The 24,838-nt window shown below is 68.8% G+C and carries 21 protein-coding genes; 9 read left to right on the forward strand and 12 right to left on the reverse strand.

All coding sequences use genetic code 11. The features are described from left to right. Positions 1-125: 125 nt before the first annotated feature. Both DXK32_RS01405 and DXK32_RS01410 read left to right on the forward strand, forming a co-directional pair. Positions 126-1,046, forward strand: coding sequence for a pseudouridine-5'-phosphate glycosidase (locus DXK32_RS01405; protein WP_114856873.1), 921 nt, complete (start codon positions 126-128; stop codon positions 1,044-1,046). 109 nt (positions 1,047-1,155) lie between these two features. Next, a complete protein-coding gene (locus DXK32_RS01410) occupies positions 1,156-1,569 on the forward strand; it encodes a hypothetical protein (protein ID WP_035674528.1) in 414 nt (137 codons plus the stop codon). Positions 1,570-1,647: 78 nt separating this feature from the next. Here the strand turns inward: DXK32_RS01410 and DXK32_RS01415 are convergent, their stop codons facing one another. The 4 genes from DXK32_RS01415 to DXK32_RS01430 form a co-directional block, all read right to left on the reverse strand. Next, positions 1,648-2,532 (reverse strand): S-methyl-5'-thioadenosine phosphorylase, encoded by an 885-nt coding sequence (locus DXK32_RS01415; protein WP_114856874.1) that lies wholly within the window; start codon positions 2,530-2,532, stop codon positions 1,648-1,650. Positions 2,533-2,639: 107 nt separating this feature from the next. Next, on the reverse strand, positions 2,640-3,338 hold the full coding sequence (locus tag DXK32_RS01420) for a rhomboid family intramembrane serine protease (RefSeq protein ID WP_114856875.1): 699 nt from the start codon (positions 3,336-3,338) through the stop codon (positions 2,640-2,642). 127 nt (positions 3,339-3,465) lie between these two features. Beyond that, entirely contained in the window at positions 3,466-7,785 is a 4,320-nt protein-coding gene (locus DXK32_RS01425; RefSeq protein WP_114856978.1) for a translocation/assembly module TamB domain-containing protein, read from the reverse strand. A 113-nt stretch (positions 7,786-7,898) separates the two neighbouring features. After that, positions 7,899-9,827, reverse strand: coding sequence for an autotransporter assembly complex protein TamA (locus tag DXK32_RS01430; RefSeq protein WP_247876922.1), 1,929 nt, complete (start codon positions 9,825-9,827; stop codon positions 7,899-7,901). A 270-nt stretch (positions 9,828-10,097) separates the two neighbouring features. On the opposite strand from DXK32_RS01430, the gene typA reads away from it, so the two are divergent. Then, positions 10,098-11,924 (forward strand): translational GTPase TypA, encoded by a 1,827-nt coding sequence (gene typA, locus DXK32_RS01435; protein ID WP_114856876.1) that lies wholly within the window; start codon positions 10,098-10,100, stop codon positions 11,922-11,924. 126 nt (positions 11,925-12,050) lie between these two features. Further along, complete coding sequence (locus tag DXK32_RS01440; protein ID WP_114856877.1) at positions 12,051-12,524, forward strand: OsmC family protein; 474 nt, start codon at positions 12,051-12,053, stop codon at positions 12,522-12,524. Positions 12,525-12,653: 129 nt separating this feature from the next. Here DXK32_RS01440 and DXK32_RS01445 read toward each other — a convergent pair whose 3' ends face one another. The 3 genes from DXK32_RS01445 to DXK32_RS01455 all read right to left on the reverse strand — a co-directional run bounded on the left by DXK32_RS01445 (position 12,654) and on the right by DXK32_RS01455 (position 13,547). Beyond that, on the reverse strand, positions 12,654-12,836 hold the full coding sequence (locus tag DXK32_RS01445; RefSeq protein WP_114856878.1) for a hypothetical protein: 183 nt from the start codon (positions 12,834-12,836) through the stop codon (positions 12,654-12,656). Beyond that, entirely contained in the window at positions 12,836-13,012 is a 177-nt protein-coding gene (locus DXK32_RS01450; RefSeq protein ID WP_114856879.1) for a CsbD family protein, read from the reverse strand. Before DXK32_RS01450 ends, DXK32_RS01445 begins: the two co-directional genes overlap by 1 nt. 121 nt (positions 13,013-13,133) lie before the next feature. Next, positions 13,134-13,547: an HIT family protein gene (locus tag DXK32_RS01455; protein WP_114856880.1), complete on the reverse strand. Its 414-nt coding sequence runs from the start codon at positions 13,545-13,547 to the stop codon at positions 13,134-13,136. 439 nt (positions 13,548-13,986) lie between these two features. Between DXK32_RS01455 and DXK32_RS01460 the strand changes: the two genes are divergently transcribed. Continuing rightward, positions 13,987-16,596: a glycosyltransferase family 2 protein gene (locus DXK32_RS01460; RefSeq protein WP_114856881.1), complete on the forward strand. Its 2,610-nt coding sequence runs from the start codon at positions 13,987-13,989 to the stop codon at positions 16,594-16,596. A gap of 91 nt (positions 16,597-16,687) precedes the next feature. On the opposite strand, the gene DXK32_RS01465 is transcribed toward DXK32_RS01460, so the two are convergent. Continuing rightward, a complete protein-coding gene (locus DXK32_RS01465) occupies positions 16,688-16,972 on the reverse strand; it encodes a hypothetical protein (protein WP_205215613.1) in 285 nt (94 codons plus the stop codon). Positions 16,973-17,272: 300 nt separating this feature from the next. On the opposite strand from DXK32_RS01465, the gene DXK32_RS01470 reads away from it, so the two are divergent. Both DXK32_RS01470 and DXK32_RS01475 read left to right on the forward strand, forming a co-directional pair. Further along, complete coding sequence (locus tag DXK32_RS01470; RefSeq protein ID WP_247876923.1) at positions 17,273-18,007, forward strand: Crp/Fnr family transcriptional regulator; 735 nt, start codon at positions 17,273-17,275, stop codon at positions 18,005-18,007. A 233-nt stretch (positions 18,008-18,240) separates the two neighbouring features. Then, complete coding sequence (locus tag DXK32_RS01475; protein ID WP_114856883.1) at positions 18,241-18,654, forward strand: response regulator; 414 nt, start codon at positions 18,241-18,243, stop codon at positions 18,652-18,654. Positions 18,655-18,675: 21 nt separating this feature from the next. Here the strand turns inward: DXK32_RS01475 and DXK32_RS01480 are convergent, their stop codons facing one another. Then, the gene (locus DXK32_RS01480) at positions 18,676-19,383 is read right to left on the reverse strand and encodes a Crp/Fnr family transcriptional regulator (protein ID WP_114856884.1); all 708 of its coding nucleotides are present in this window, start codon (positions 19,381-19,383) and stop codon (positions 18,676-18,678) included. Positions 19,384-19,543: 160 nt separating this feature from the next. On the opposite strand from DXK32_RS01480, the gene DXK32_RS01485 reads away from it, so the two are divergent. Continuing rightward, the gene (locus tag DXK32_RS01485; protein WP_114856885.1) at positions 19,544-19,957 is read left to right on the forward strand and encodes a hypothetical protein; all 414 of its coding nucleotides are present in this window, start codon (positions 19,544-19,546) and stop codon (positions 19,955-19,957) included. Here the strand turns inward: DXK32_RS01485 and DXK32_RS01490 are convergent. Both DXK32_RS01490 and DXK32_RS01495 read right to left on the reverse strand, forming a co-directional pair. Continuing rightward, positions 19,929-20,468: an isoprenylcysteine carboxyl methyltransferase family protein gene (locus DXK32_RS01490; RefSeq protein WP_114856886.1), complete on the reverse strand. Its 540-nt coding sequence runs from the start codon at positions 20,466-20,468 to the stop codon at positions 19,929-19,931. The two genes, DXK32_RS01485 and DXK32_RS01490, sit on opposite strands and share 29 nt — an antisense overlap. Before the next feature lie 11 nt (positions 20,469-20,479). Continuing rightward, on the reverse strand, positions 20,480-21,529 hold the full coding sequence (locus DXK32_RS01495; protein ID WP_114856887.1) for a type III polyketide synthase: 1,050 nt from the start codon (positions 21,527-21,529) through the stop codon (positions 20,480-20,482). A 166-nt stretch (positions 21,530-21,695) separates the two neighbouring features. Between DXK32_RS01495 and DXK32_RS01500 the strand changes: the two genes are divergently transcribed. Continuing rightward, the gene (locus tag DXK32_RS01500) at positions 21,696-22,421 is read left to right on the forward strand and encodes a DUF502 domain-containing protein (protein WP_114856888.1); all 726 of its coding nucleotides are present in this window, start codon (positions 21,696-21,698) and stop codon (positions 22,419-22,421) included. 25 nt (positions 22,422-22,446) lie between these two features. On the opposite strand, the gene recG is transcribed toward DXK32_RS01500, so the two are convergent. Beyond that, complete coding sequence (gene recG, locus DXK32_RS01505) at positions 22,447-24,528, reverse strand: ATP-dependent DNA helicase RecG (protein WP_114856889.1); 2,082 nt, start codon at positions 24,526-24,528, stop codon at positions 22,447-22,449. Positions 24,529-24,838: the final 310 nt, after the last annotated feature.

The following is a 24,838-nucleotide window of genomic DNA, read 5'->3' on the forward strand; positions in this document are numbered from 1 at the left end:
GGGGCTTTGTGCAGGCATGCCCTGCAATATAGGCCGCCCTCGCGAAAGGACAAAATTCCGATTCCTCCGGTTGCGCCGGCGCGGAGCACAGCGCAGGATGCGGGAGAACCAGGGAGACTCCGACCATGCACCACCGCCTGTCCCCGACGCCCGAAGTCGCCGCCGCCCTGGCCGGGGGCCGGCCCGTGGTGGCGCTGGAATCCACCGTCATCTCCCACGGCATGCCCTACCCGAAGAACCTGGAAACGGCGACGGCGCTGGAGGACGCGGTGCGGGCCGAAGGGGCGGTGCCAGCGACCATCGCCGTTCTCGACGGGCGCATCCGCGTCGGGTTGGACGGTGAGGCTCTGGAGCGGCTCGCCAAGGGCGGCACCAACGTCATGAAGCTGAGCCGCCGCGATCTGCCCGTCGCGCTGGCGACCGGGGTGCCGGGCGCCACCACGGTGGCCGCCACGATGATCGCCGCAAGGCTGGCCGGGATCGCCGTCTTCGCCACGGGGGGCCTGGGCGGGGTGCACCGCGGCGCCGAAACCAGTTTCGACGTGTCGGCGGACCTCGACGAGTTGGCCCGCACCAGCGTCTGCGTCGTCTGCGCGGGCGCGAAGTCGATTCTCGACCTGCCCAAGACGCTGGAGGTGCTGGAGACCCGTGGGGTGCCCGTCCTGGGTCTGGGCACCGACGCGTTTCCGGCCTTCTACAGCCGCAACTCTGGTCTGCCCGTCTCTCATCGCTGTGACAACGTGCACGAAGTCGCGGCGATCCTGAGGGCCAAATGGGAGCTTGGGCTGGAGGGTGGCGTGGTCCTCGCCAACCCCATCCCGGAGGCCGACGCGTTGGATGGCGAGGCCATGGAGCGGGCCATCGCGCAGGCGCTAAAGGATGCGGAACATCATGGAATCACGGGAAAATCCGTCACGCCTTTTCTCCTTGCCGCGCTGGAGCGGATCACCGGCGGGCGCAGCCTGACCGCCAACATGGCGCTGATCCGGAACAACGCGGTCACAGCGGCGCGGCTGGCGGCCGCTTACGCGGCGCTGACGGCCTGACCGGTCATAGACCATTACGCATAAGAGGTAAGCCATCCGTGACGTCCGGATTTAAGTCCCCGTTAACCGACGTCGGGTGACTCTGCGCTCGTTCTTCACGGAGGTCTCTATGCGTGCGCCCAGCCCGTCGAACCTGGTTTCCCGGATGATCGCCATGGCCGCCCAGCCCGACGAGGGCATTGGCGAAACCGACAACCGCCCGGCCGCGCGGGTCAAGAAGATCGTCTGGGCCTCCCAGGCGGCGAAACTGCGGGGTTCCCTCTCCTCGCGCCTCGTTCATGAGATCGAGTGCGCGGTGTCCGCCGACCTCGACAGCATGGAACTGCCGGAGGTGTTCTTCACCTCCGTCGAGTTCGCCGGCAGAGTGATCACCTGCGATCTGGACGCCTCGGGCACCGCCTCGATCTTCGGCCTGATCGACATCAGCGATTACGACGAGCTGGTGGAGGAAGCCGGCGACGACGCGCTGTTCGGCGTCGATTGGGACGGCGTCTACGTCACCCCGGCGCGCACCCGCCACTGAGGCTTTCAGACCGATCCAAGGAAAAAGCCGCGGACCCCGGACGCACGCCGGGGCCCGCGGCTTTTTCCGTTGGCGTCCTCAGCCCAGCGCGCGGGCGAGGAGGATATCGAGATTCTTGAGCATCTCCGGGTCGCGCTTGTCCGGTGCGGTCATGATCGCGTGGTCGAGCGCGGTGTGACAGCCCTGGGCGCACTGCCCGTCGCGCACCTGGAGCTTCGGCGCGAGCGTCTTGACCAGTGACCGCGCCTTGTCGGCGTTGGCGACCACCACGCGGATGACGGCGTCGACGGTGACGTGGTCGTGCTCCGGATGCCAGCAGTCGAAGTCGGTGACCATGGCGACGGTCGCGTAGCACATCTCCGCCTCGCGAGCGAGCTTCGCCTCCGGCATGTTGGTCATGCCGATGACGTCGCAGCCCCAGCTCCGGTACAGCTCGGACTCGGCCTTGGTTGAGAATTGCGGACCTTCCATGACCATGTAGGTGCCGCGGCGCTGGTGCGGAACCTTCAGCTCCACCAACGCCTCCTCGATCAGGTCGCCCAGCCGCCCGCAGACCGGATGGCCCAGCGCCACATGCGCCACCAGACCAGTGCCGAAGAAGCTCTTGTTGCGGGCGAAGGTGCGGTCGATGAACTGGTCGATCACCACGAAGGTGCCCGGCGGCAGATGCTCCTTCAGCGAGCCGACGGCGGACACCGACAGGATCTCGGTCACGCCCAGCGCCTTCAGCGCGTAGATGTTGGCGCGGAAGTTCAGTTCGGACGGCGGGATGCGGTGGCCGCGGCCGTGGCGCGGCAGGAAAACCAGCGTCTGGCCGTTCAACTCGCCGGTCAGCAGCTCGTCCGACGGGTCGCCGAACGGCGTTTCAACCTTCACCCAGCGCTGGTTTTCCAATCCGTCGATGTCGTAGACGCCGCTGCCGCCGATCACGCCGAGCACCGGCGCGGACCCGGTTTGCGCCATAGTCACATGCCTCCGTCAATGGGAGGGCGCAGTATTCCGCCCCGGCCCGGCAAAGGCAACGGTCACGGCGGCAACCGTCACGGCGGCAACCGTCACGGCGGAGGAGGTCACAGCGTTCGCAGCAGAACCACAACCAGCGTCAGATAGACGGCGGCCTTCGCCGCGGTGCCGAGGCGGGCGACGCTCCACAGCGCCACGCCGGGGCGGCGGAACAGGGCGACCAGCGCCATCCCCGCGCCGAACCCGCCGAGATGGGCGGCCCAGGCCACATCGCCCAGACCCGAGCCCGGAGCCGGCGGCATCAGCGTCATCGCCACGTTGATCGCCAGGAAGCTGCCCACCACGAAGGAGGCGGGAACGCGCGGCCCCGGCGTCACGCCGAGCGTGGCCTGCGGGTGCAGCAGCAGGAAGGCTCCCATCACCCCGCAGATCGCCCCGCTCGCCCCGACCAGCGGCGCCATGGGATCGACGGCCAAGGCCCCCTCCACCATGGCCCCCGCTGCGGCGCAGAGGAGAAAGAACAGCAGGTAGCGCAGGCTGCCCATCGCCAGCTCGACCGCACCGCCGAAGGCCCAGAGCGCCAGCATGTTGCTGACCAGATGCACGATGTCGCTGTGGATCAGGACATGGCCGAACAGCCCGCGCCACACCGCCCAGGTCGGCAGCGGCCCGGCCGTCTCCACCGTCCCGAAGAAATAGGCGGGAACGAAGGCGAGGGATTCCGGCGGCAGACCCAGCACGAAAGCCAGCGTGCAGGCCAGGACGATGCCCTGGTTGACGTAGGGAATCCTTCTGGCAGCGCGCAACCGCTCCCCCTTCGCCGATGACCGGAGCCTTGGCGGCCGGCCTTCATCCTTGCTCGATATGGGGGCTCTTGCGCCGATGACCAGCGCCGGCAAGCAACCCGCGAATGCGGGGGGCTGGCCGGACCGGTCAGTAGTTCCACTCCCACTTGACGCCGACGCGGGTGTCGGAATCGGCGCCGACATCCGCCTGGGCCTTGATGTTCTTGGTGATGTCGACCTCGACCGTGGCGCGGCTCTGGTTCGCGCCGATGCCCTGCTCCACCCCGACATAGACGCGGTCGCTGACGTAGCGTCCGGCCTCCACCGCCCCGCCCTTGCCGTCGGCGCCGCCGGTGAATTCGAGCCGGTCGATGCCGAGACCGCGGCGCAGGTTGCCGATCAGGCCAGGTCCGCCGCCGCCGAAGCCGGCCAACGTCGCCGCCGACTGGGCGAGCTGGACCGCCTCCACGGCGTTCAGGTTGCCGACCGACTTCCCGAACAGAACGGCGGACAGGACTTCGTCCTGCGGCAAGCCCTGCGGGGAGGTCAGCTCCAGTTTCGGCTGTCCGGCGGTCCCGGTGACCAGGATCTGGGCGGTCACGTCGTTGGCCGTGGCCTCCGCCAGGAAGTCCAGCCGGGGGTCGATGGCGGGACCGCCGTCGAACTCGATGATGCCGCGCTTGAACACGAAGGTCTTGGCCAGGACGTCCAGCTCGCCCTTCAGCATGTTCAACCGCCCGCTGACCAGCGGCTGGCTGGAAGTGCCTTTGACGGCGAGCTGGCCGGCGAACTCGGCCTCCAGCCCGCGGCCCCGCACGAAGATCTGGTTCTGCGCGTTGATCGTCAGGTCGAGGATCATCGCGAAGGCCGGCTCCGGCGCCGCGGGTTGTCCATCGCCGGCCTGCCCGTTCTTCAGGCTGACCGGCTGCGCCTTGCGGCCCTTGCCGACCTCGACGACCTTCAGGTCCACCACGTTGGGCGGGGTCTGGTTGGGGATCTGGATCTCCGCCCGCTCGATCCGCACGGGACCGGCCAGCCGCGGATTCAGGAAGCTGCCGGTCAGGGTCAGGTTGGTGCCGAGGGTGACCGCCGCCAGATCGTTCTGCACCAGCCGCGCCCGGTCGGCCTGGATGACGAGGTCGAGCTGCTGCTGCGGGTCCGCTGCGGCGGGGCGGATCACGCCGCGGGCGCTGATCTCGCCGCCGTTGGTGGTCCGCCCGCGGAAATTCTGGATGGTGAACACGTCGCCGTCGCCGACGATGCGGGCGTCGATGTTGCTGATGATGGCGCCGCTCGCCCGGTTCTCGTAACGCCCGTTGGCCAACGTCACCGTGCCGCCCAGCCGCGGGGCCGCCACCGTGCCGTCGACGCTGACGTCCAGCCGCAGCGTGCCGCGCGCCCGGTCGCCGCTGGCCGCCAGCAGGTCGTTGGCGAGCGAGGCGTCGATGGCGCCGCGCAGCGCCGCCTCCAGCCGCCCGCGCTCCGGCACCGAGAAGGCCAGCGTGTCCGGGTTCATCGCCAGCGGTGCGGCGGCCGTCAGGGTCACCCGGCCGGCGTTGTTGCCGGTGGCGACGTCGCCGTCCACCGACAGACGGGCGTCGCGCCAGCGCGCGTTGACAGTGGCGTTCAGGCCCGGCACGCCGGCCTGGGTGGTCTGTTGCGCCTTCAGGTTGGCGACTCGCACCGTGGCGTCGGCCTGCGGGCGGCGGACGGTGCCGCCGAGCGTCGCCTGGGCGTTCAGCGTGCCGTCGAGCCGAAGGGTCGGGTTCGCCAGCCGGGCCAGCGCCATCGGCACGCGATCCAGCCGCAGCTCGCCCGACAGCCGCTCTCCGTTCAGGCCGAGGTCGGCGGCGAGCTGGGCGTTGCCGCTGACCAGCCGCAGGCCGGACACCTCGTAGCGCCGCTCGCCCAGGGCGATGGCGGCGGGCTGGGTCAGCCGGAAGGATTCGCCGCTGTAGCGGCCCTGGAGTCGGTCGAGCCGGATGCGGTTCAGCGCACCGCTCTGCGTGAATTCCCCCGCCAGATCGAGCCCCAGCGGGTCGCGCCCGGCCCCCGCGGCCTCCGCCCGGAAGGCGGCCTTGGCGAGCGAGCCGTCGACGCTGGCGGTCACCCGCGACAGGTCGTTGCCGGCGGCGGCCCCGTCCTGAAGCTCCACGCGCGCCTTGCCGCTGGCGTTGCCCAGCGCGTCGGCGACATCGGCGTTGGCGGTCAGGCGGCGCGCGGCGAACAGCGGCCCCCCTTCCCCCTCGACGCGCAGGTTGGTGGCGTTGGCGGTCAGGTTGGCCGCCTGCTTGCCGTTCGGCGCGTCGAGCGCGACGGTGAAGCCCGCCGCCCCGGTGAGCGGCACGCCGGCCAGTTCCGACAGCGCCTGAAGCTGCGGCAGGTTGCCGTCGAGCTTGCCGGACACGGTCATGGCGTCGAGCGCCACGCGCACCGCCCCGGTGATCCGGTTCGGCCCGTTCGCCACGGCCAGATCGCTGATGCGCAGCGCCTGCCCCTCCAGCGCGTAGGCGGCGTCGGCGGTCAATCCGGCGCCGGCCAGTTCGGTGCGGGCCGAGACGCGCCCCTGCGGCGCGCCCGGCAAATTCTGCGCGGTGGCGTTCAGCCGCGTGTCGCCGAAGCGGCGCCCCTGCACGGCGAGGTTCCGGGCGTGCAGCGCCGCCTCGGCCACCAGCTTGTCCAACGGCCCCTTCGCCGTCGCGTCGAGCGTCAGGCCACCGGCCATCTCCGTCCCGGCAGCGGTGCCCACCGGGGCGAGGTCGGCGATCTCCAAGCGGGTCTTCGCGTCCACAGCCCCGTCCACCAGGGCCGCGGCACCGGTCAGACGCCCGTTGCGGCCATCCACCGTCAGGTCGGTGAGGCGCATGGCGCCGCCCGGCTCCATCACCGCCTGCGCGCCCAGGCTGACGTCGCGGCCGAGCACGCCGTCGGCGGGCGTCCCGGTCTGCAGACCGCGCAGCGCGCCGCTGAGACCGGCCGTAAGCGTGCCGTCCTCCTGCCGGCGCATCGGCCCGGCCAGGGCCAGCGACCCGGCCAGCGGCTGCCCGGCGAGGGCGGAGAGGCGCGACAGGTCGTCGGCGTTCAGCGACACCGTCACGTCGGCGGTCTGGCCCCAACCGGTCACGCTGCCCTGCGCTCCGGCGCTGGCCGCCGCGGTGGTCAGGGTCACACCGTCGATTCCCACCGCCCCGGTGTCGGCGTTGATCAGCGCCCGCCCGTCCAGCCGCACCTCCGGCCCGGCGACCGAGGCCAGGGCGGGGTCATCGGCGGCAAGGTCGTGGATCAGCCCCTCCACCACCACGGTCAGCGCGTCCAGCGTGCCCTGGGCGGTGCCCGACACGCTGCCCTCCCGCCAGGCGATGCCGGGGGCGAAGCCGTGCAGGGTGGAGTCCGGCCCGGCCTGAACCTCGTAGCGCAGGTCGAGGCTGCGGCGATCGGCGCCGACGCGCCCCGAGAGGGTGGCCGTGGCGGCGGCGGTCTCCACGGCCACCGGCTGCAGGGTCAGGGCGCCGTCCGGACCGACCACCACGGTGCCCTTCAGCGCCGGCTGCGGACCGGCCAGCGGCGCGATGTCGGGGCCGAGCAGCGACGCCACGTCGCCGGTCGCCGCGATGGTGACGGCGTGCCCTTCCGACACCGCCTGGATCGTGGCGTCGGCGGCCAGCCGGGCAGCGTTCTCCGCCACCGCGGTGAAGGTGCCCTTCCAATCGTCCAGCGAGCCCTGCCCGTCCAACGAGGCGCTGACCGGTGGCGCACCGGGGATGTTCAGCGCGGTGGCGATCAGCCCGCCCGCCGGCTCCGACGCCTTCAGGTTCAGGTCGAGCCGCTTGTCGTCGGGGTTGAAGGCGACATCGAGCGCCACCGTGCCCGGCTGGTCGCCCAGCCGGTCGACGTTCAGATGCGCCTCCAGCGACGACCCGCCCGACGCGAGGTCCAGCGACCCGTCGATCTTCAGGCGGGCCTCCTGCCCGATCAGCGGCTCCGCCAGGACCAGCTCGGCAATCGCCAGCTTGTCCACGGCGACTCCCACCGGCAGGCTGGGCAGCAGCGAGGTCGGCCCCTGGTCGGGCGGTGGCTCCGGCCCTTCGGCGGGCAACGGCGCGCGCTCCACGACGACGCGCTGCGCCTCGATGGCGTCGGCCTTGGCCCGCCCGGTCAGCAACGCGGTCGGGGCGAGGTTGACGCGCAGATCCTCCAGCCGCAGCCACACGCCCTCGCGGTCGGCGACGGTGACGTCCGAGATCGTGAAGTTGATGGGGACGGCGCCGCCGATGGTGCCGATTTTGACCTGAAGGTCCGGGCCGTTGACCGCCTTCTCGATGGTCTGGGCGATCCAGCGCCGGACGGCGTTGGCCGGCCCCCAGCCGCCCCCGTCGGTGTCGGCCGCGCGGGCGGCCTCCGTCAGGACCGCCCCGCTGAGGACGGCGATGGCCAGAAGAAGAACGATCAGACGACGCAAAACCGACACCACGCACCCCGTTGCGGCATTCCCCGAATGGTATAACGGGAAAGAGCATGGGCGATCCCGATCCAAGTGGCAAAAATGCGACCCGGACCGGCATCACCGGTTGAAAGGACGAATCAGAAGGCCTGACCCAGACTGAGATAGAGCTGCCACTTCGCATCGCCGGAATCGGCGTTCAGCGGGAAGGCGACGTCGGCGCGCAGCGGTCCGAAATCGGTGTAGTAGCGGGCGCCGATGCCGGCGCCGACCTTCAGCGGCTCCTTGAAGTCCGGGAAGGCGCTGTCGAAGACGGTGCCGGCGTCGACGAAGGGCACGATGCCGATGGTCTCGGTCACCTTGACGCGCAGTTCCAGCCCGGCTTCGAACAGCGAGCGCCCGCCGGTCGGGTCGCCGTAGATATCGCGCGGTCCGGCCTTCTGGAAACCGTAGCCGCGCACCGACCCGCCACCGCCCGCATAGAAGCGGTGGTCCGGCGGAACCTGGTCCAGCGACGCCCCCACCGTGCTGCCGACGCCGATGCGCGCCGCCGCGACGTAGCGCCCGTCGTCGGCAAGGTCGCGGTAGGCTGAGGCGTTGATCTGGAAGCTGGTGAACGGCGAATCGCTGTCCCCGGTGTAGGGGAACCAGGGCGTGGCGAGCAGCGAGGCGCGGTAGCCCTTGGACGGGTTCAGCAGATTGTCCGAGCCGTCCCAGGCGACGCCGAGCGGCACGCCGATGAAGCCGGTCTGATACTCCCGCAGGTTGGAACGCACCCGCCCGCGCTCCCCCGAGACGCCGTAGGAGACCTTGAGCTGGTCGGTCACCTGCCGTTCCAGCGAGGCCGAGCCGATGGTGGCGACCCGGTCGTAGGCCGGCGGCTGCTCCGAGGCCACCTGGAAATCCAGGATCAGCGATTGGCGCGGCGCCAGGAAGTCGGGCTTGCGGAAATTGGCGGACAGCCGGATGTCCGGCAGGTCCAGGCTGCCGCGCGGTCCCTGCGCGGCGCCGTTGTCGCCGCCGATCCGCCCGACCTCGACGCCCAGCCGCAGCCTCTCCGCCCCGCCGAACAGGTTGCGGTGGCCCCAATAGGCCGAGCCGCCCACGCCATCCTCCGACGAGTAGAAGGCGCTGGCCCCGATGAAGCGGTGCAGTTTCTCGGCCAGGGTCACGTCCACCGGCGTGACGCCGCCCGGCCCCGGCTCCTCGGCCAGCCGCACCCGCACGGTGTCGAACACGTCGAGCTGGGCGATCTGCTGGCGCGCCCGGTCGACCTTGGCCGGGCTGTAGATGTCGCCCTGCTTCCAGGGCAGGCGCCCTCGGATCAGCGTCTCGTCGACACTGGCCAGCCCGTCGATCTTGGTGTCGCCGAACATCACCAGCGGGCCGGGATCGACCGAGTAGGTGACGTCCATGCTGTGGTCGTCATGGTCCACCACCACCCGCCGCTCGGCGACGGTGGCGAAGGGGTGGCCGCGGTCGGTCATCCGGCGCAGCAGCGCGGACTGGGCGTCCACCACCTGCGGCGCCCGCGCCCGCTCCCCCACCGGCAGGCCGATGTCGGCCGGCGTCACGTCGCCGCCCGGCAGCGGCGCGCCGTCGGTGGAGGCGATGGTGATGGTCTTGAAGCGGTAGGGCGTGCCGGGCGTCACCGCCACGGTCACCTTGGCCGGCGTTTGCGCCGCGTCGACCCGGATGTCGAGCACCGCGTCGTAGAAGCCGGCGGAGCGCAGCGCCGTCTGCAGCCGCTCCCGGTCATTGTCGGCCCGCCGCTCCAGCCCCAGCACCGACGGCGGCGGGTCGTCCTTCAGGCTGACCAGCGAGGAGCTGTCGCGCAGCAGGGTGCGCAGGTCGTCGTCGTCCAGCCCGGTGAACTCCACCTCGTAGGGGATCTGCGGGCCGGGGGCGTCGGGGGTCGGGTCATCCTGCCCTGATTCGTCCTGTGCCGCGGGCGGCGGGGTGGCGTCCGGCGCCGGGTCCTGCGCGCGCGACGGGTCGCCCGGCACGGCGACGAGCGCGCTGGACAGGAGGAGGATGGCGAGGCGGGAAGCGGAAACGCGGCGGGTCATCAACCGACCATGTAAGATTCCTTGTTCCAGACGCCAATGATTCGGTCGCCGCGGCGCAAGGAAATTCCGCATAGGCGCTTTGGGCGAGTTTCCCTCACCTCGCCGCTTGCGTTATGAAGCCGGATCATTATATTGCGTCGCAACAGTTTCCCCGGCAGAGCCCCCCGACCAAATTCGGAGGGTTTTTTTGTTGTGCGCGGCCGACGAGCCGCGGTGTCGGGGCGGCATAGCGCAACGGAAGCCCCAAGCGGATTTAAGAGTCCCCGACACATGAATCTTCGTAACGTCGCCATCATCGCGCACGTCGACCACGGCAAGACGACCCTGGTCGATCAGCTCCTCAAGCAGGCCGGTTCGTTCCGCGAGAACCAGCAGGTCGCCGAACGCGCCATGGACTCCAACGATCTGGAGCGCGAGCGCGGCATCACCATCCTGGCCAAGTGCACGTCGGTCCTGTGGAACGACCTGCGCATCAACATCGTGGACACCCCCGGCCACGCCGATTTCGGCGGTGAGGTCGAGCGCATCCTCTCCATGGTGGACGGCGTGGTCCTGCTCTGCGACGCCGCCGAAGGGCCGCTGCCGCAGACCAAGTTCGTGCTGGGCAAGGCGCTGAAGCTGGGCCTGCGTCCGATCGTCGTCATCAACAAGGTGGACCGTCCCGACGGCCGTCCGCACGAGGTGCATGACGAGGTGTTCGACCTCTTCGCCTCGCTCGACGCCTCGAACGAGCAGCTCGATTTCCCGACCCTGTTCGCCTCGGGCCGCAACGGCTGGGCCACCACGGACCTGGAGAACGGCGCCCGCGAGACGCTGACCCCGCTGTTCGAGCTGATCCGCGACCACGTCCCGCCGCCCAAGGTGGAAGAGGATCTGCCCTTCGCCATGCTGGCGACCACGCTGGAGGCGAACCCCTATCTGGGCCGCATCCTGACCGGCCGCATCCAGACCGGCAGCGTCAAGGTCAACATGGCCATCAAGTCGCTGAGCCGCGACGGCAAGCTGATCGAGAACGCCCGCGTCAGCAAGGTGCTGGCCTTCCGCGGTCTTGAGCGCGTTCCGGTGGACGAGGCGCACGCCGGCGACATCGTCGCCCTGGCCGGCCTGACCACCACCACCGTGGCCGACACCATCTGCGCGCCGGACGTCGCCGAGCCGCTGAACGCCCAGCCGATCGACCCGCCCACCCTGGCGATGACCTTCTCGGTCAACGACAGCCCGCTGGCCGGCCGCGAGGGCGACAAGGTCACCAGCCGCATGATCCGCGACCGCCTGTTCCGCGAGGCGGAAGGCAACGTGGCGCTGCGCATCTCCGACACCGAGGGCGGCGACGCCTTCGAGGTGGCGGGCCGCGGCGAACTGCAGCTCGGCATCCTGATCGAGACGATGCGCCGCGAGGGCTACGAGCTGGCCATCAGCCGCCCGCGCGTGCTGTTCAAGACCGATCCGCTGAACGGCCAGCGCCTGGAGCCGATCGAGGAAGTCGTCGTCGACGTGGACGAGGAGTTCTCCGGCACCGTCGTGCAGAAGATGGCGGAGCGCAAGGCGGACCTCATCGAGATGCGTCCGTCGGGCGGCAACAAGACCCGCATCGTCTTCCACGCCCCATCGCGCGGCCTGATCGGTTACCAGGGCGAGTTCCTGACCGACACCCGCGGCACCGGCATCATGAACCGGCTGTTCCACGGCTACGCGCCCTACAAGGGCACGATCGCCGGCCGACGCACCGGCGTGCTGATCTCCAACGCCGACGGCACCGCGGTCGCCTACGCGCTGTGGAACCTGGAGGATCGCGGCCCGATGCTGATCGATCCGGGCGTTCCGGTCTATCAGGGCATGATCATCGGTGAGCACACCCGCGGCAACGACCTCGAGGTCAACGTCATCAAGGGCAAGCAGCTCACCAACATCCGCACCACCAGCAAGGACGAGGCGGTCCGCCTGACCCCGCCGATCCAGATGACGCTGGAGCGCGCCCTGTCCTACATCGGCGACGACGAGCTGGTGGAGGTGACGCCGAAGTCCATCCGCTTGCGCAAGCGCTACCTCGACCCGAACGAGCGCAAGCGTCATGCCCGCGCCGCCGAAGCCAGCTGAGGCTGACGGGCAAGGCAGCGTTGAGATCGCGGGAGGGCTTCGGCCCTCCCGCTTTTTTTATGGCCCATTTTCTTTTCAGAGGCGGTGAGCGCGGTTACCCTCCCGGAAACACATCCGGAGGGACCAATGTCAGGGCGCGAACACCGGTACGGCACGACGGTGACCTGGACCGGCAATCAGGGAAGCGGAACCGCCGGCTACAAGGCCTACAGCCGCGACCTCGAGATCACGGCCCCCGGCAAGCCGCCGATCCCCGGCTCGTCCGACCCGGCCTTCCGCGGCGATCCCGCGCGCTACAATCCCGAGGACATGCTCGTGGCCTCGCTCTCGGCCTGCCACATGCTGTGGTACCTGCATCTGTGCGCGGTGAACGGCGTCACGGTGACCGCCTACACGGACGAGGCCGCCGGAACGATGGCCGAGGAGGCGCACGGCGGCGGACGCTTCACCGACGTCGTCCTGCGCCCCCAGGTCACCCTCGCCCCCGGCAGCGATTCCGCCAAGGCGGTGGCCCTGCACCACGAGGCCCATGAGAAATGCTTCATCGCCAATTCGGTGAATTTCCCGGTGCGGGTCGAAGCCCGGATCACCGTTGAATGACAAAGAAAAAACCCCCTCCCGGATGGGAGGGGGCGATTCCTGAAGCGGATGCCAATCCGCTTTGGACCGCGACGGCGGTCCCGGCCGGCAAATGAGGCCATGTGAATCCAAAGCGAATGAAAATTCGCTTTAGTCCCGCAAGCTCTTCTTCTTGATCTCGGGCTTCTCGCCCAATTCGTCGAACTTTTCCTGGACCGGCTTGTCGGGATCGCCCGAGGCCTGCCCGGTTTCCTCGATGAGCTTGTCCTCGATCCGCTGGGCGGCGTCGGACGGGGCATCGTCCTTGCGATGTCCCCGCTCCTCCGTGCCCATCACTTGTCGCCTTTGAGGATGTCCTTCACCTTGCCGACGACCTTGTCCAGCTTGCCTTCAGCCTTGTCGGCGCGGCCCTCGTCCTTCAGCTCCTGATTGCCGGTCAGATCGCCGGCCTGCTTCTTGACTTCGCCCTTCAGCTCCTTGCCGGCACCCGTGATGCGATCGGTGTTCATGGTGCCCTCTCCTTTGATCGGTGAATGTTTCAGGGAGCATAAACAGGGCAGTCTGCGAAACGTCACGCCTCCGCTTGGCCGCAAAGGGAGAGGGAGCCGTCGCGTTCGGCTTCGCCGGGCCTCACTTTTGGCCCAACCCCTCCCCGATCTTTCGGATAAGGCTGTCCCGCTCCTCCGGGCCGTAGCGCTCCGCGAAGCCCGACCCCCACACCGGCCCCGGCCAGGCCGGGTCCTCCTTGGAGCGGGCGATGACATGGATATGAAGCTGCGGAACCAGATTGCCCAGAGCCCCGACGTTGATCTTGTCCGGGCCGAACAGGGTTTCCAGCGTGCGCGAGGCCCGGGCGATCTCGTCCATCAGCCGGTGCTGGTCCTCCCGGGGCAGTTGGTGGATCTCCGTCAGGCCGTGCCGGGCGGGGACCAGGATCAGCCAGGGCCACACCCGGTTGTCCATCAAAAGGACGCGGCACAGCTGCCATTCGGCGATGAGGGCGGTATCGGCCTGCAAACGCTCGTGGAGATGGAACATCGTCATGGGGTCCCGTGTCTTCCCTGTGCTGACTTTCCTTCGGCCCGTAAGGTTTTCCTCGCGGTGTCCGCGGAAGAAAACGCCCATATGGGGCGTTCGTCCAGTGGGGATTGCCGCCGCTGCAGGTCTGGGCACCGGCGCGTCGGAGTGGGACTGGTTGCGGGACTAGGAAAAATGTATAAACTGCCGCACGATCTTTATTCGGTCCGGTGATGTTCCGGTCGGAGGCGTTCGGTCCTCCGGCTTATGCGGATCGCGCGGCGGATTGAGACGTGTCCTGCAACCAGGGTGGTGGGTACGGGTGTTCGGTCCGAAGGCGGTGTCGGGGCGGCGAGTCCCCCTGCGCGCCAATGCGGTTGAACCCCTTCGCTGAAGTGAAAGATGCCCGGCCGGGGCGGACCAAGCCAGGACGGCCGGCAGACGTTTGGGACAAAGAAAGACGGTCATGCGCAAGTCGGCGATCGCGGCTCTTCTTCTCGTGATCCTGGGCAACATCGGAGTCTGGGCGCTGTGGAACCGCCCGGTCGCCGAACGGTCCTGGGGCGGCGCCATCAGCGGCGTCGGCTACACGCCATTCCACCCGGACAAGAGTCCGTCCAAGGGCGACAAGGCCTCGGCGGAGGACATCGAGAAGGACATGAAGGCCCTGGAGGGGTCGGTCAAGGGCGTGCGCATCTACTCCACCACCGACGGGTCGGAGCAGACGGCGCCCATCGCCCGCAAGTACGGGATTCCGATCACCGCGGGCGCCTGGATCGCCGGCAAGCCGGAGATCGACGAGCCGGAGATCAACGGCCTGATCAAGCTGGCGCGCGACAACAATAACGTCCGCCGCGTCCTGGTCGGCAACGAGGCGATCCTGCGCGCCGACATCACCGTCCCGCAGGCCATCGAATACATCAAGCGCGTGAAGAAGAAGGTCAATGTCCCGGTCTCCACCGCGGAACCGTGGCACGTCTGGCTGGAGCATCCGGAACTGGCCGACGCGGTGGACTTCCTGGCCGTCCACCTGCTGCCCTACTGGGAAGGCGTGCCCGCCGACCAGTCGGTCGATTACGCCATGTTCCGCTACAACGAGCTGAAGACCAAGTTCCCGAACAAGCACATCCTGATTTCGGAAATCGGCTGGCCGGCGGACGGCCCGTGGCGCCGCGGCGCCGAGGCGAGCCAGGTCAACCAGGCCAAATTCATCCGCACCTTCCTGAACGTCGCGGCGCAGAACAAGCTCGACTACTTCATCATGGAGGCCTTCGACCAGCCCTGGAAACGCGAGATCGAAGGCACCGCCGGCACGAGCTGGGGCCTTTGGGACGCGTGGCGCAAGCCGAAGTTCCCGATGATCGGCGAGGTGACGGAGCTGCGGAACTGGCCGCTGATGTGCGGCGTCTCCATCGCGGTGGGCTTCCTGCCGCTCGTCTTCTTCCTGTGGCGCCGCGGCGGCGACCTGAAGTTCGGCGGGCAGGTCTTCTACGGCGCGATGATCCAGGGCGTGTCCTCGGTGCTGGTCTTCACCTTCACCGCGGCCAGCGTCGCCGGCCTCGCCACCACCACGGAAATCGCCTGGGGCATCCTGGTCTTCTGCCAGCTCGTGCTGCTCGCCGTCATGCTGATCGACGGGCTCGAGCTGACCGAGGTCGTCTGGCAGGACCGCTTCAAGCGCAAGTTCCAGCCCTGCTCGGCGGCCCCCCTGCCCAACGCGCCGAAGGTGTCCATCCATGTGCCCTGCTACAACGAGCCACCGCACATGGTCATGGAGACTCTGGACGCGCTGGCCCGGCTGGACTACCCGAACTACGAGGTCCTGCTGCTCGACAACAACACCAAGGACCCGGCGGTGTGGCGCCCGGTCGAGGAGTACTGTCGCAAGCTGGGGCCGAAGTTCCGCTTCTTCCACCTGGACAACTGGCCGGGCTTTAAGGCCGGTGCGCTGAATTTCGGCCTCGCCCAGACGGCACCGGACGCCCAGCACATCGCCGTCATCGACAGCGACTATCAGGTCCATCCCGACTGGCTGAAGGCGACCATCCCGCATTTCGACCGGCCCGAGGTCGGCTTCGTGCAGTCCCCGCAGGATTACCGGGACTGGAGCCACGACCTGTTCCAGCGGATGATCAACTGGGAATACGCCGGCTTCTTCCACATCGGCATGATCCAGCGCAACGAGCGCAACGCGATCATCCAGCACGGCACCATGACCATCATCCGCAAGTCGGCGCTGGAAGAGGTCGGGCGCTGGGGCGAGTGGTGCATCACCGAGGACGCCGACCTCGGCCTGCGCCTCTTCGAGCACAAGTATGAGGCCGTCTATATGCCGGAGAGCTATGGCAAGGGCCTCGTCCCCGACAGCTTCTCCGCCTACAAGACGCAGCGCTTCCGCTGGGCCTACGGCGCGGTGCAGATCCTCAAGCACCATTGGCGCGACCTGCTGCCGGGCGGCCCGCGCCTGACCGCCGGGCAGAAGTATCACTTCATCACCGGCTGGCTGCCCTGGTTCGCCGACGCCGCCCACATGATCTTCGGCATCGCCGGCATCATCTGGTCGCTCGGCCTGCTGGCCTTCCCGAAATATTTCGAGTTCCCGCCCAGCGTCTTCATGATCCCGACGCTCAGCGTCTTCGCCTTCAAGGTCGGCGCCTCGCTCTGGCTGTACGAGGCGCGGGTGAAGTGCGGCTTCTGGGACAAGGTCGGGGCGGCCATCGCCGGCATGGCGCTGACCCACACGGTGGGCCGCGCCATGTGGCTGGGCATGTTCACCTCGGGCCGTCCCTTCGTCCGCACGCCGAAGTGCGAGAACCAGCCGGCGCTGATGCAGGCCTTTTTGATGGCGCGGGAGGAGATCGCGCTCCTGCTGGGTCTGTGGGGCGCCGCCCTGGCCATCGTGCTGGTGTTCGGCCACGAGAACCGCGACGCCTTCATGTGGTCGGGCCTGCTGGTGGTGCAGTCGCTGCCCTACCTGTCGGCCTTCATCACCGCGCTGATCAACGCCTTCCCGAACATCGGGCTTGGCAAGCAGCGCCCGCAGCCGACCGAAACCGCCGGAGCCGGGGCGGACTGACCGCTCCCATCCGTCGCACGGCAAAATCAAGAGAGCCCCGCCAGAGGATGGCGGGGCTCTCTTCATTTTGCCCGTCCGGCTCCGCGCTTGCTCAGTCCTGGGAACCGCTGTCCGCCATCTGACCGACCGCAGCATGCGCCGACGCGGGATGGGTGGCGTTCACCTGAATCATCAGACGCTCGACGATTTGCAGCGCCAAACGATGCAGATTGGGATCCTCGCCCTTCGGATCGCGATTCTGGTGGGCGGCGGCGGCATCCTCAAGCGCAGCATGCGCTTCCTCGAGCCGTAAAACTCCGCGCTCCACCAGTGAGAGCATAAGGGATTCACAAATCGAGAGGGCAGCCAGTCCCGCCGCATCCCGCTCCGCCGCCATGCCGCCCCCCGCACTGATCTGTTACCACCGACGACCGTTCAAAACCCCATACGGCCAATGCCACCAACAGTTTTGTATATGATCCCTCACCTGTCCGGTCGAGAAAATCTAACCCCCATTAACCTATGTTATAGATGGTTTTATCGTTTGGCTTAATCGTTCGAGGCCGCCCGGAATTGGGCTGGCAGTGGCACTCGCTTCGGGGCCATAACAATTGGACGATCAAAGGCTGGAACAGAAATGACCCGCGCCCAGGCCAACATACCGTCATCTCCACTGGGGCGCAAGATCACCAGTTACATGAGCCTGACAGACGAGGAAAAGAACTTCCTCAACGAATTGGAGCGCAATGTTACCCGACACGGCTCACGCTCCGATCTTCTCCAGCAAGGCGAACGCTACGGTTGCGTGCGCGTGATGCGCAAAGGTTGGGCGATCCGTCACAAGGCGCTTCCCGACGGGCGGCGGCAGGTGGTGAATTTTGTCCTGCCCGGAGACATCATCGGCTTTTACTGCAACCTGTTCGAGACGGCGGACCATGGCGTCACCACCCTGACTCCGGCGGAAGTCGCCAATTTCCAGCCGGAACGCATCATCGAACTGTTCAAGCTCTTCCCCCGTCTGGCCGCCGCCCTCGCCTGGTCGGGCGCCAAGGAGGAGGCGATCATCGCCGAACGGCTGCTCAGCGTCGGCCGCCGCACCGCGCTGGAGCGCACCGCCCACCTGATCGTGGAACTGCTGCGGCGGCTGAGCATCGTCGGGCTGGTCGAGGAGGGGCGCTTCACCCTGCCGGTCACCCAGGAGATCCTGGCCGACGCGCTGGGCCTCAGCATCGTCCACATCAACCGGACGCTCCGGCGGCTGCGCGACATCGGGCTGATCGATCTGGCGGGCCAGCAGATCACGGTGCATGACGTGAAGCAGCTCGCCTCCGTCGGCCAGTTCGACGAGCTGTACCTGCACCTGATCCAGGCGCCCAAGCAGTTGGAGCACGCGTTGGACGCCAAATCCGACCGCAAGCGCGCGGGAGACTGACCGGATCATCGCGCCCCGACGATATCCCCGTCCAATTAACCTATGACAATGCGGTGGCGCGCGGTCCGATATAGAATCTTAATTGCCTTCTTAGATAACTGAGGGGGCAGACCACCGAATGGACAGCGGCCACCCCGAAACGGCTTCGCCACTCAGACCGAACGGAGGGGATCGGGCAGCCGGCATTTGCCGTCCTGTTGTTCACTGGTCCCCCGCTGTTCATTGGATAATGCATGACCGACGCCCTCCTCGCCGGCCGATCCGCTAGCTCCGGCACACTGACGGTCGCCCTCATGGAGGACGACATGGTGTTGTGCCTGTGCATGGAAACCTTGTTCGAGGATTGGGGCATGCTGCTGGTCAGCGCCCCGACCCCCGCCGCGCTTCTGGAGGCGCTGAACGGCGCGGCGCTCCCTGACATCCTGGTCGCCGACTATCATCTTGGGCGGCATGGAAAGGCGCCGGAATCGGTCAGGACGGTCCTGGCGGAGATCGGTCCGAACCTGCCCGTCATCATCACCACGGGCGACGAATCCGCGGCCACCAAGGCGGAGATCAGCGACGCCGGGTGGCATTTCCTCCCCAAGCCCTACGATCCCGAATCGCTTCGCGCCCTGATCCTGACCATCCTGGGCGTGCCGGACTGACGGGCCGTCTCCGGGACCGCGTCAGACGCCGGCCCGGACATCCTCCACCAACGCTTCCAGCCGGCGCAGGTCGCGGACGACCAGCGCGTCGGCCCGCCGCTCCACCAACCCGTCGCGGGCGAGATCGTTCAACACGCGGGCGACCGTCTCACGGGCCGTGCTGACCCGGCTGGCGATGTCGGCATGGACGGGGATCGGAGCGATCACCGCCAATTGCCCCTCCACCCGCCCCCGCTTGGCGAGCCGCAGCAATTCGGCGTGCACACGGTTGTTGGCGCCCAGCGTCGACAGTTCCATCACCCGGTCGGTGGCGATGCGGACGACCCGGCACAGGCGCCTCATCACCGCCATGGCGAGTTCCGGGTGACCGGACACCAGTTCTTGAAAGGGCTGGGGCGCCAGGAAGGCGATCAGCGTTTCCTCGTCCAGCGCCACCGCCGCGGCCGAACGAGGGAGCCCGTCGATGGCGGCCATCTCGCCCAGGAAACCGCCGGCCTCGATGTCGTCGAAGCTGATCTCGCGGCCCGCCGGGGAATGGCTCAGCACCCGCACACGCCCCTCGACCACCAGCACGACGTCCCGCGAGTCCCCTTGATGGTCGATGATCTGCTCACCCGCGTGAAAGCGGCGCCAACGGCATTGGCGCGCCACGGCGGCGCGCTCCTCCGCCGAAAGCGGGCTCAGCAGCGTGATGTCATCCAGCCGGGACGGTCCAGCGTCGGCAGGCACGATGTCTCCTTTGTCGGTCGGCGGCCGTGGGCCACAGGCGGCAGCATAGCCGCGCCTGCGCAAAGGTGGAACCTCCTCCCTCCAACGGGTATCGCTAACGTCCCGTTAACCCTGAAGGCGGCAGAACGGACGGGACGCGCCCACCGGAATTGAGAGAGCCATGTCGTTCCAACTGCCCTCCGGCCCCGTTCCCCGCAGCCTGATTCCCAACGCCGGCCGTGTGGATTCGCAGCGCCTGCTGTCGGTCGTCGCCATCCCCTTCGCCGCGGCCATCGCCATGGCGACCGCCGTGGCGGCCATGGGCGGCGTGACCGATCCCATCGCCGAGGCCGGCGGGCCGATGTACTTCGTCCTGAACTTCGTGAAGTTCTGCTATCTGGCGGTGTCGATGGCCCATCTGTCCGGTGCCCTGGCGGAGCGCGCCAACGGCGGGCTGCCCGCCGGCCTGTGGCTGGACGAGATGGACCGCGAAGAACCGGAGCCTCGCGAGTCCTTCTGGCACGCTTTCCCCAACCACCTGGACGGGGCGGCCATCGCCGGCTGCGTCACGATGCTGTGCTTCCTGCTGACCTGAGCGCGCGCCGTCCGGACAGCGCGCCATCCTCCACACGGATGCGGTGCAGGGTCAGCGGCACGTTCAGCAGCGTGGCCAGCGCCGCGATCCACCACACTCCGAAGACCAGGGGCAGCACGGCCAGTTCGCCCGCCACGACCAGATAGTTGGGGTGGCGGACCCAGCGGAACGGCCCGCGCCGCACCAGCGGCGCGCCGGGCAAGGTGACGATGCGGGTGGTCCAGAACCGCCCCAGCGTGGCGATCACCCAGACCCGTCCGGCCTGCAGCAGCACGAACAGAGCGAGCAGCCAGCCGTTGATCGGTGCGTCCGCCGGCACGACGGCGAACAGCAGAGCCAGCCATCCGGCGTGCAGCCCGACGAACAGCGGGTAATGGGCGGCCCCGACCTCCTGCGCTCCCTCGGCCAGCAGGCGGCGCGTGTTGCGTTGGGCGATGACGAGTTCGCCCAGACGCTGGGCGGCGACCAGCAGCAGAATGACGTGGGGCCAGCCCAGCGGCAGCGTCTCCATTCCGCGCGCTCCTAAAGGTCGATGTGGGCCAGCGCGGCGGTGAAGCCGGGGCCGAGCGCGGTCATCAGGTGGGAGCCACGGGCGCCGGAGGCGATGCGCCGCTCCAGCACGAACAGCACGCTGGCCGCCGACATGTTGCCGCAGCGGCGCAGCACCGCCCAGGCGTCGTCCAGACCGGCGGACACCGGGGCGCAGACCTCCTCCAACGCGTGCAGCACCTTGGCGCCGCCGGGGTGGACGATCAGCCCGGCGAGGTCGCTGCGGGCCAGCCGCCGCCGCTCCAGGAAGCCGTCGAGCACCGGCTCCAAACGGCTTCGGATCAGCGCCGGGATGCTCTGGCTGAAGATCACGCCAAGCCCGTCATCCTCGACCCGCCAGCCCATCACGTCCTGCGTGCCCGGCCAGGTGTGCTCCGCCCCATCCACGAGGCGCGGCCCCTCGCCCTCCCCATCGGCGCGCAGCACCGCCGCCGCCGCTCCGTCGGCGAACAGGGCGCTGGCCACGACGTTGGTCGGCGTCGCCTCGGCCGAGCGGAAGGCCAGCGTGCAGAGTTCCACCACCAGGAACAGCACCGTCCGCCCCGCCATCGCCTGGGCGATCTGCCCGGCGCGGGTCAGCCCCAGCACACCACCGGCGCAGCCCAGCCCGAACAGCGGCAGCCGCACCGTGTCGGGCCGGAAGCCCATGCGCTCCAGCAGGAGCGCTTCCAGGCTGGGCGTGGCGATGCCGGTGGTCGAGGCGCAGACGATGGCGTCCACGTCCTGCGGCTTCAGGCCGGCATGGGCCAGCGCCTGTCCCGCCGCCTCTTCCAGCAAGGCCAGGGCGCCCTCGCGGAAGGCGGCGGTGCGCTCGGGCCAGCCGTGCGGCTCCTGGTACCAGTCGATCGGCATGACCGCGTGGCGCGTCTCGATGCCGGTGTTGGCGAAGACCGGCACCAGCCGTTCGAAGTCGCGCATCCGCGGTGCGAAGACGGCCCGCGCGACTCCGAGCGCCTCCTCCTGGCTGAGGCGATGGGGCGGCAGGGCTGTGGCGAGCGACAGGATGCGGGGGGGATGGGTCATTCTCAGCGATGTGATGCGCGCGGGGGTGGCGGACCAGCCCCCCGGAGGGAGTTGCTTCGCTTTCTCCCCGGCGACTCTTTCCCGTCCGCCGAGACGTCGATGTGGATTGAGCAGGAGCCATGTCCTGTATCACTATAGCGGGCATCGGATTTTCGGGGGTGGGGCGGTGGATCGGAACGAGCAGGACAGCCAGAGCGCGGCGGACGAGAGCACGTCCCACCGGCCCGCCGGCATCGGGCTGACGGGGCGGCTGCGCGCCTATTTCCTGGCGGGCGTTCTGGTGACGGCGCCGATCGCGGTCACGGTCTATCTCGGCTGGTGGCTGCTGGCCTTCATCGACGGGCATGTGCGCCCGCTGATCCCCTCCGCCTACAATCCCGAGAATTACCTGCCCTTCTCGATCCCCGGCATCGGGGTGCTGACGCTGATCATCGTGCTGACCCTGATCGGCGCCTTCGCCGCCGGCTATGTCGGGCGGCTGGTGGTGCGCATCGGCGAGGGGGTGGTGGAGCGCATGCCGGTCGTCCGCTCCGTCTACGGGGCGGTGAAACAGATCGTCGAGACGGTGCTCGCCAAGAAGTCCAAGGCCTTCCGCGAGGTGGTGCTGGTGGAGTTCCCGCGCCACGGCATGTGGTCGCTGGGCTTCATCACAGGCGGCGCCCATCCGGAGATCCAGAAGATCTCCGAGGAGGAGATGGTGCACGTCTTCATCCCCTGCGCCCCGCCGACCGCCGGCTATCTGGCGATCCTGCCGCGGCGCGAGGTCACCGTCCTGGACATGACGGTGGAGGACGGGCTGAAGCTGGTGATGTCCGGCGGCATCGTCACCCCGCCCGACCGCAAGCCCCGCGAGGTGAAGGCCGCGCTGCTGGACGAGCGCAAGCGGGCGTGAGAGCCGAGAGCCTTCGGCGCTTCTCTCACCCCGACCGCAACGTCTTCGCCGCCGCGTCCCGCTCGAACAGGTAGAGCAAGGTTCGCAGCGCTTGACCGCGCTCGCCGGCCAGATCCGGATCACGGTCCACGATCAGCTTCGCGTCGTCGCGTGCCGCCGCCAGCAGGTCGCCGTGCATTGCCAGATCGGCCATGCGGAACTCCGGCAATCCCGACTGGCGTGTGCCCAGAACCTCACCGGCGCCGCGCAGCCGCAAATCCTCCTCGGCGATGACGAAGCCGTCCTCGGTGTCGCGCATCGTCTTCAGGCGGGCGCGCGCCGTCTCCGTCAGCTGCGGGTCGAACATCAGCAGGCAGGAGGACGGCTTCTCGCCGCGCCCCACCCGGCCGCGGAGCTGGTGAAGCTGGGCGAGGCCGAAGCGCTCGGCGTGCTCGATCACCATGACGGTGGCCTCGGGCACGTTCACGCCAACCTCGATGACCGTGGTGGCGACCAGCACGTCCAGATTGCCGGCCTGAAAGGCGGCCATCACCGCGTCCTTGTCCGGACCGCGCATCTTGCCGTGGACCAGCCCGACGCGGTCGCCGAAGGTGGCGCGCAGGAAGGCGTGGCGCTCCGTCGCGGCGGCGAGGTCGGTCTGTTCCGATTCGTCGACCAGCGGGCAGACCCAATAGACCCGCGCGCCTTCCTGCACCTTGCGGTGGATGCCGTGCACCACCTCCTCCAGCCGGTCGAGCGCGATGGTCACGGTCTGGATCGGCTTGCGCCCCGCCGGCTTCTCGGTCAGGCGCGACACGTCCATGTCGCCGTAGGCGGTCAGGGTCAGCGTGCGCGGAATCGGCGTCGCCGTCATCACCAGCACGTCCACCGCCCGCCCCTTGGCGGAGAGCTGGAGCCGCTGGTGGACGCCGAAGCGGTGCTGTTCGTCGATCACCGCCAGGGCGAGGTCCTTGAAGGCGACGTCCTCCTGGAACAGCGCGTGGGTGCCGACCAGCAGCGGCAGCTCGCCCGAGGCCAGCCGGTCCAGCACCGCCTGCCGCGCCTTGCCCTTGTCCCGCCCGGTCAGAAGGGCAAGGTCCACCCCCGCCGCCTTGCACAGCGGAGCGAGGCTCTCGGCGTGCTGGCGGGCCAGAATCTCGGTCGGCGCCATCAGGGCGGCCTGATGGCCGGCCTCCACCGCGTTCAGCATCGCCATCAGCGCGACCACCGTCTTGCCGCTGCCGACGTCGCCCTGGAGCAGGCGCAGCATCCGCCGCTCCGCCGCCATGTCCTCGTAGATCTCCTCCAGCGAACCGGCCTGGGACTTGGTCAGCGAGAAGGGCAGCGCCGCGGCCACCTTGGCGCGCAGCCGCCCGTCGCCCTGGATGACCCGGCCGGACAGGCGGCGCTGCTGCATGCGGACCAGAGTCAGGGCGAGCTGGTTCGACAGCAGCTCGTCATAGGCCAGCCTGCGGCGGATCGGGTTGGTCGGGGCGAGGTCGGCCTCGTCCTCCGGCGTGTGGGCGCGGCGGATCGACTCGTGCCACGTCGGCCAGCCGTTGCGGGAGCGCCACGCCGCGTCCTGCCATTCCGGCAGCTCCGGCACGTCGGTCAGCATGGCCCGTACGGCCTTGCGCAGCGTCTTGGCCGGGAGCCCGGCGGTCATCGGATAGACCGGCTCCACCGCCTCGATCTCGTCCTTCGACTCCACCGGAACCACGGCGTCCGGGTGGGTGATCTGCGGCGTGTCGTGGAACCACTCCACCTTGCCGGACACCACCATCGTCGCGCCGACCGGCATCTGCCGTTCCAGCCAATCGCCCTTCACATGGAAGTAGATCAGCTCCAGCACGCCCGTCTCGTCGGTGCAGCGCACCTTGTAGGGGTGGCGGGAGTTGAGCGGGGCGGCGTGCGAATCGATGCGCACCGTCATGGTGGCGATCCGTCCGTTCGGCGCCTCGGCGATCTTCGGGGCGTAGCGGCGGTCGATGACGCCGCAGGGCAGGTGCCACAGCAGGTCCACGACCTGCGGACCGGCCAGTTTTTCGACGAGCTTGCCCAGCCGGGGACCGAGGCCGGGGAGCGCCGTCACCGGACGGAACAGGGGGAAGAGAACGACGGGACGCACGGGGATGAGGTCTCGGCAACGGGGACATGGGGCTTGTGACACCCATTCAAGCCCGCCGAGGGGGCTCCGCGTCAAGCGCGGCGGTTTCTGAAGACGCCCGTGGGGAGAAAAGAAGACGGCGGTGTGCAAGGGTTTGGGGGGAAGCCTGGGCGGGGGACGCCGATCCAAGGCAAAAACCCAATGCACACCGCCGCAAGAAACGATCCGAGGGTATGCGGGAACATTCCGGATCGTATGTGGCCGGCGGCGGGAACCGCCGGTGGATGACTCGCCAGTAATCAAACGTCGTCAATGACTGTATTTGTAGCGC

The organism is Azospirillum brasilense, from assembly GCF_003349955.1.
Classification (GTDB): domain Bacteria; phylum Pseudomonadota; class Alphaproteobacteria; order Azospirillales; family Azospirillaceae; genus Azospirillum; species Azospirillum brasilense_B.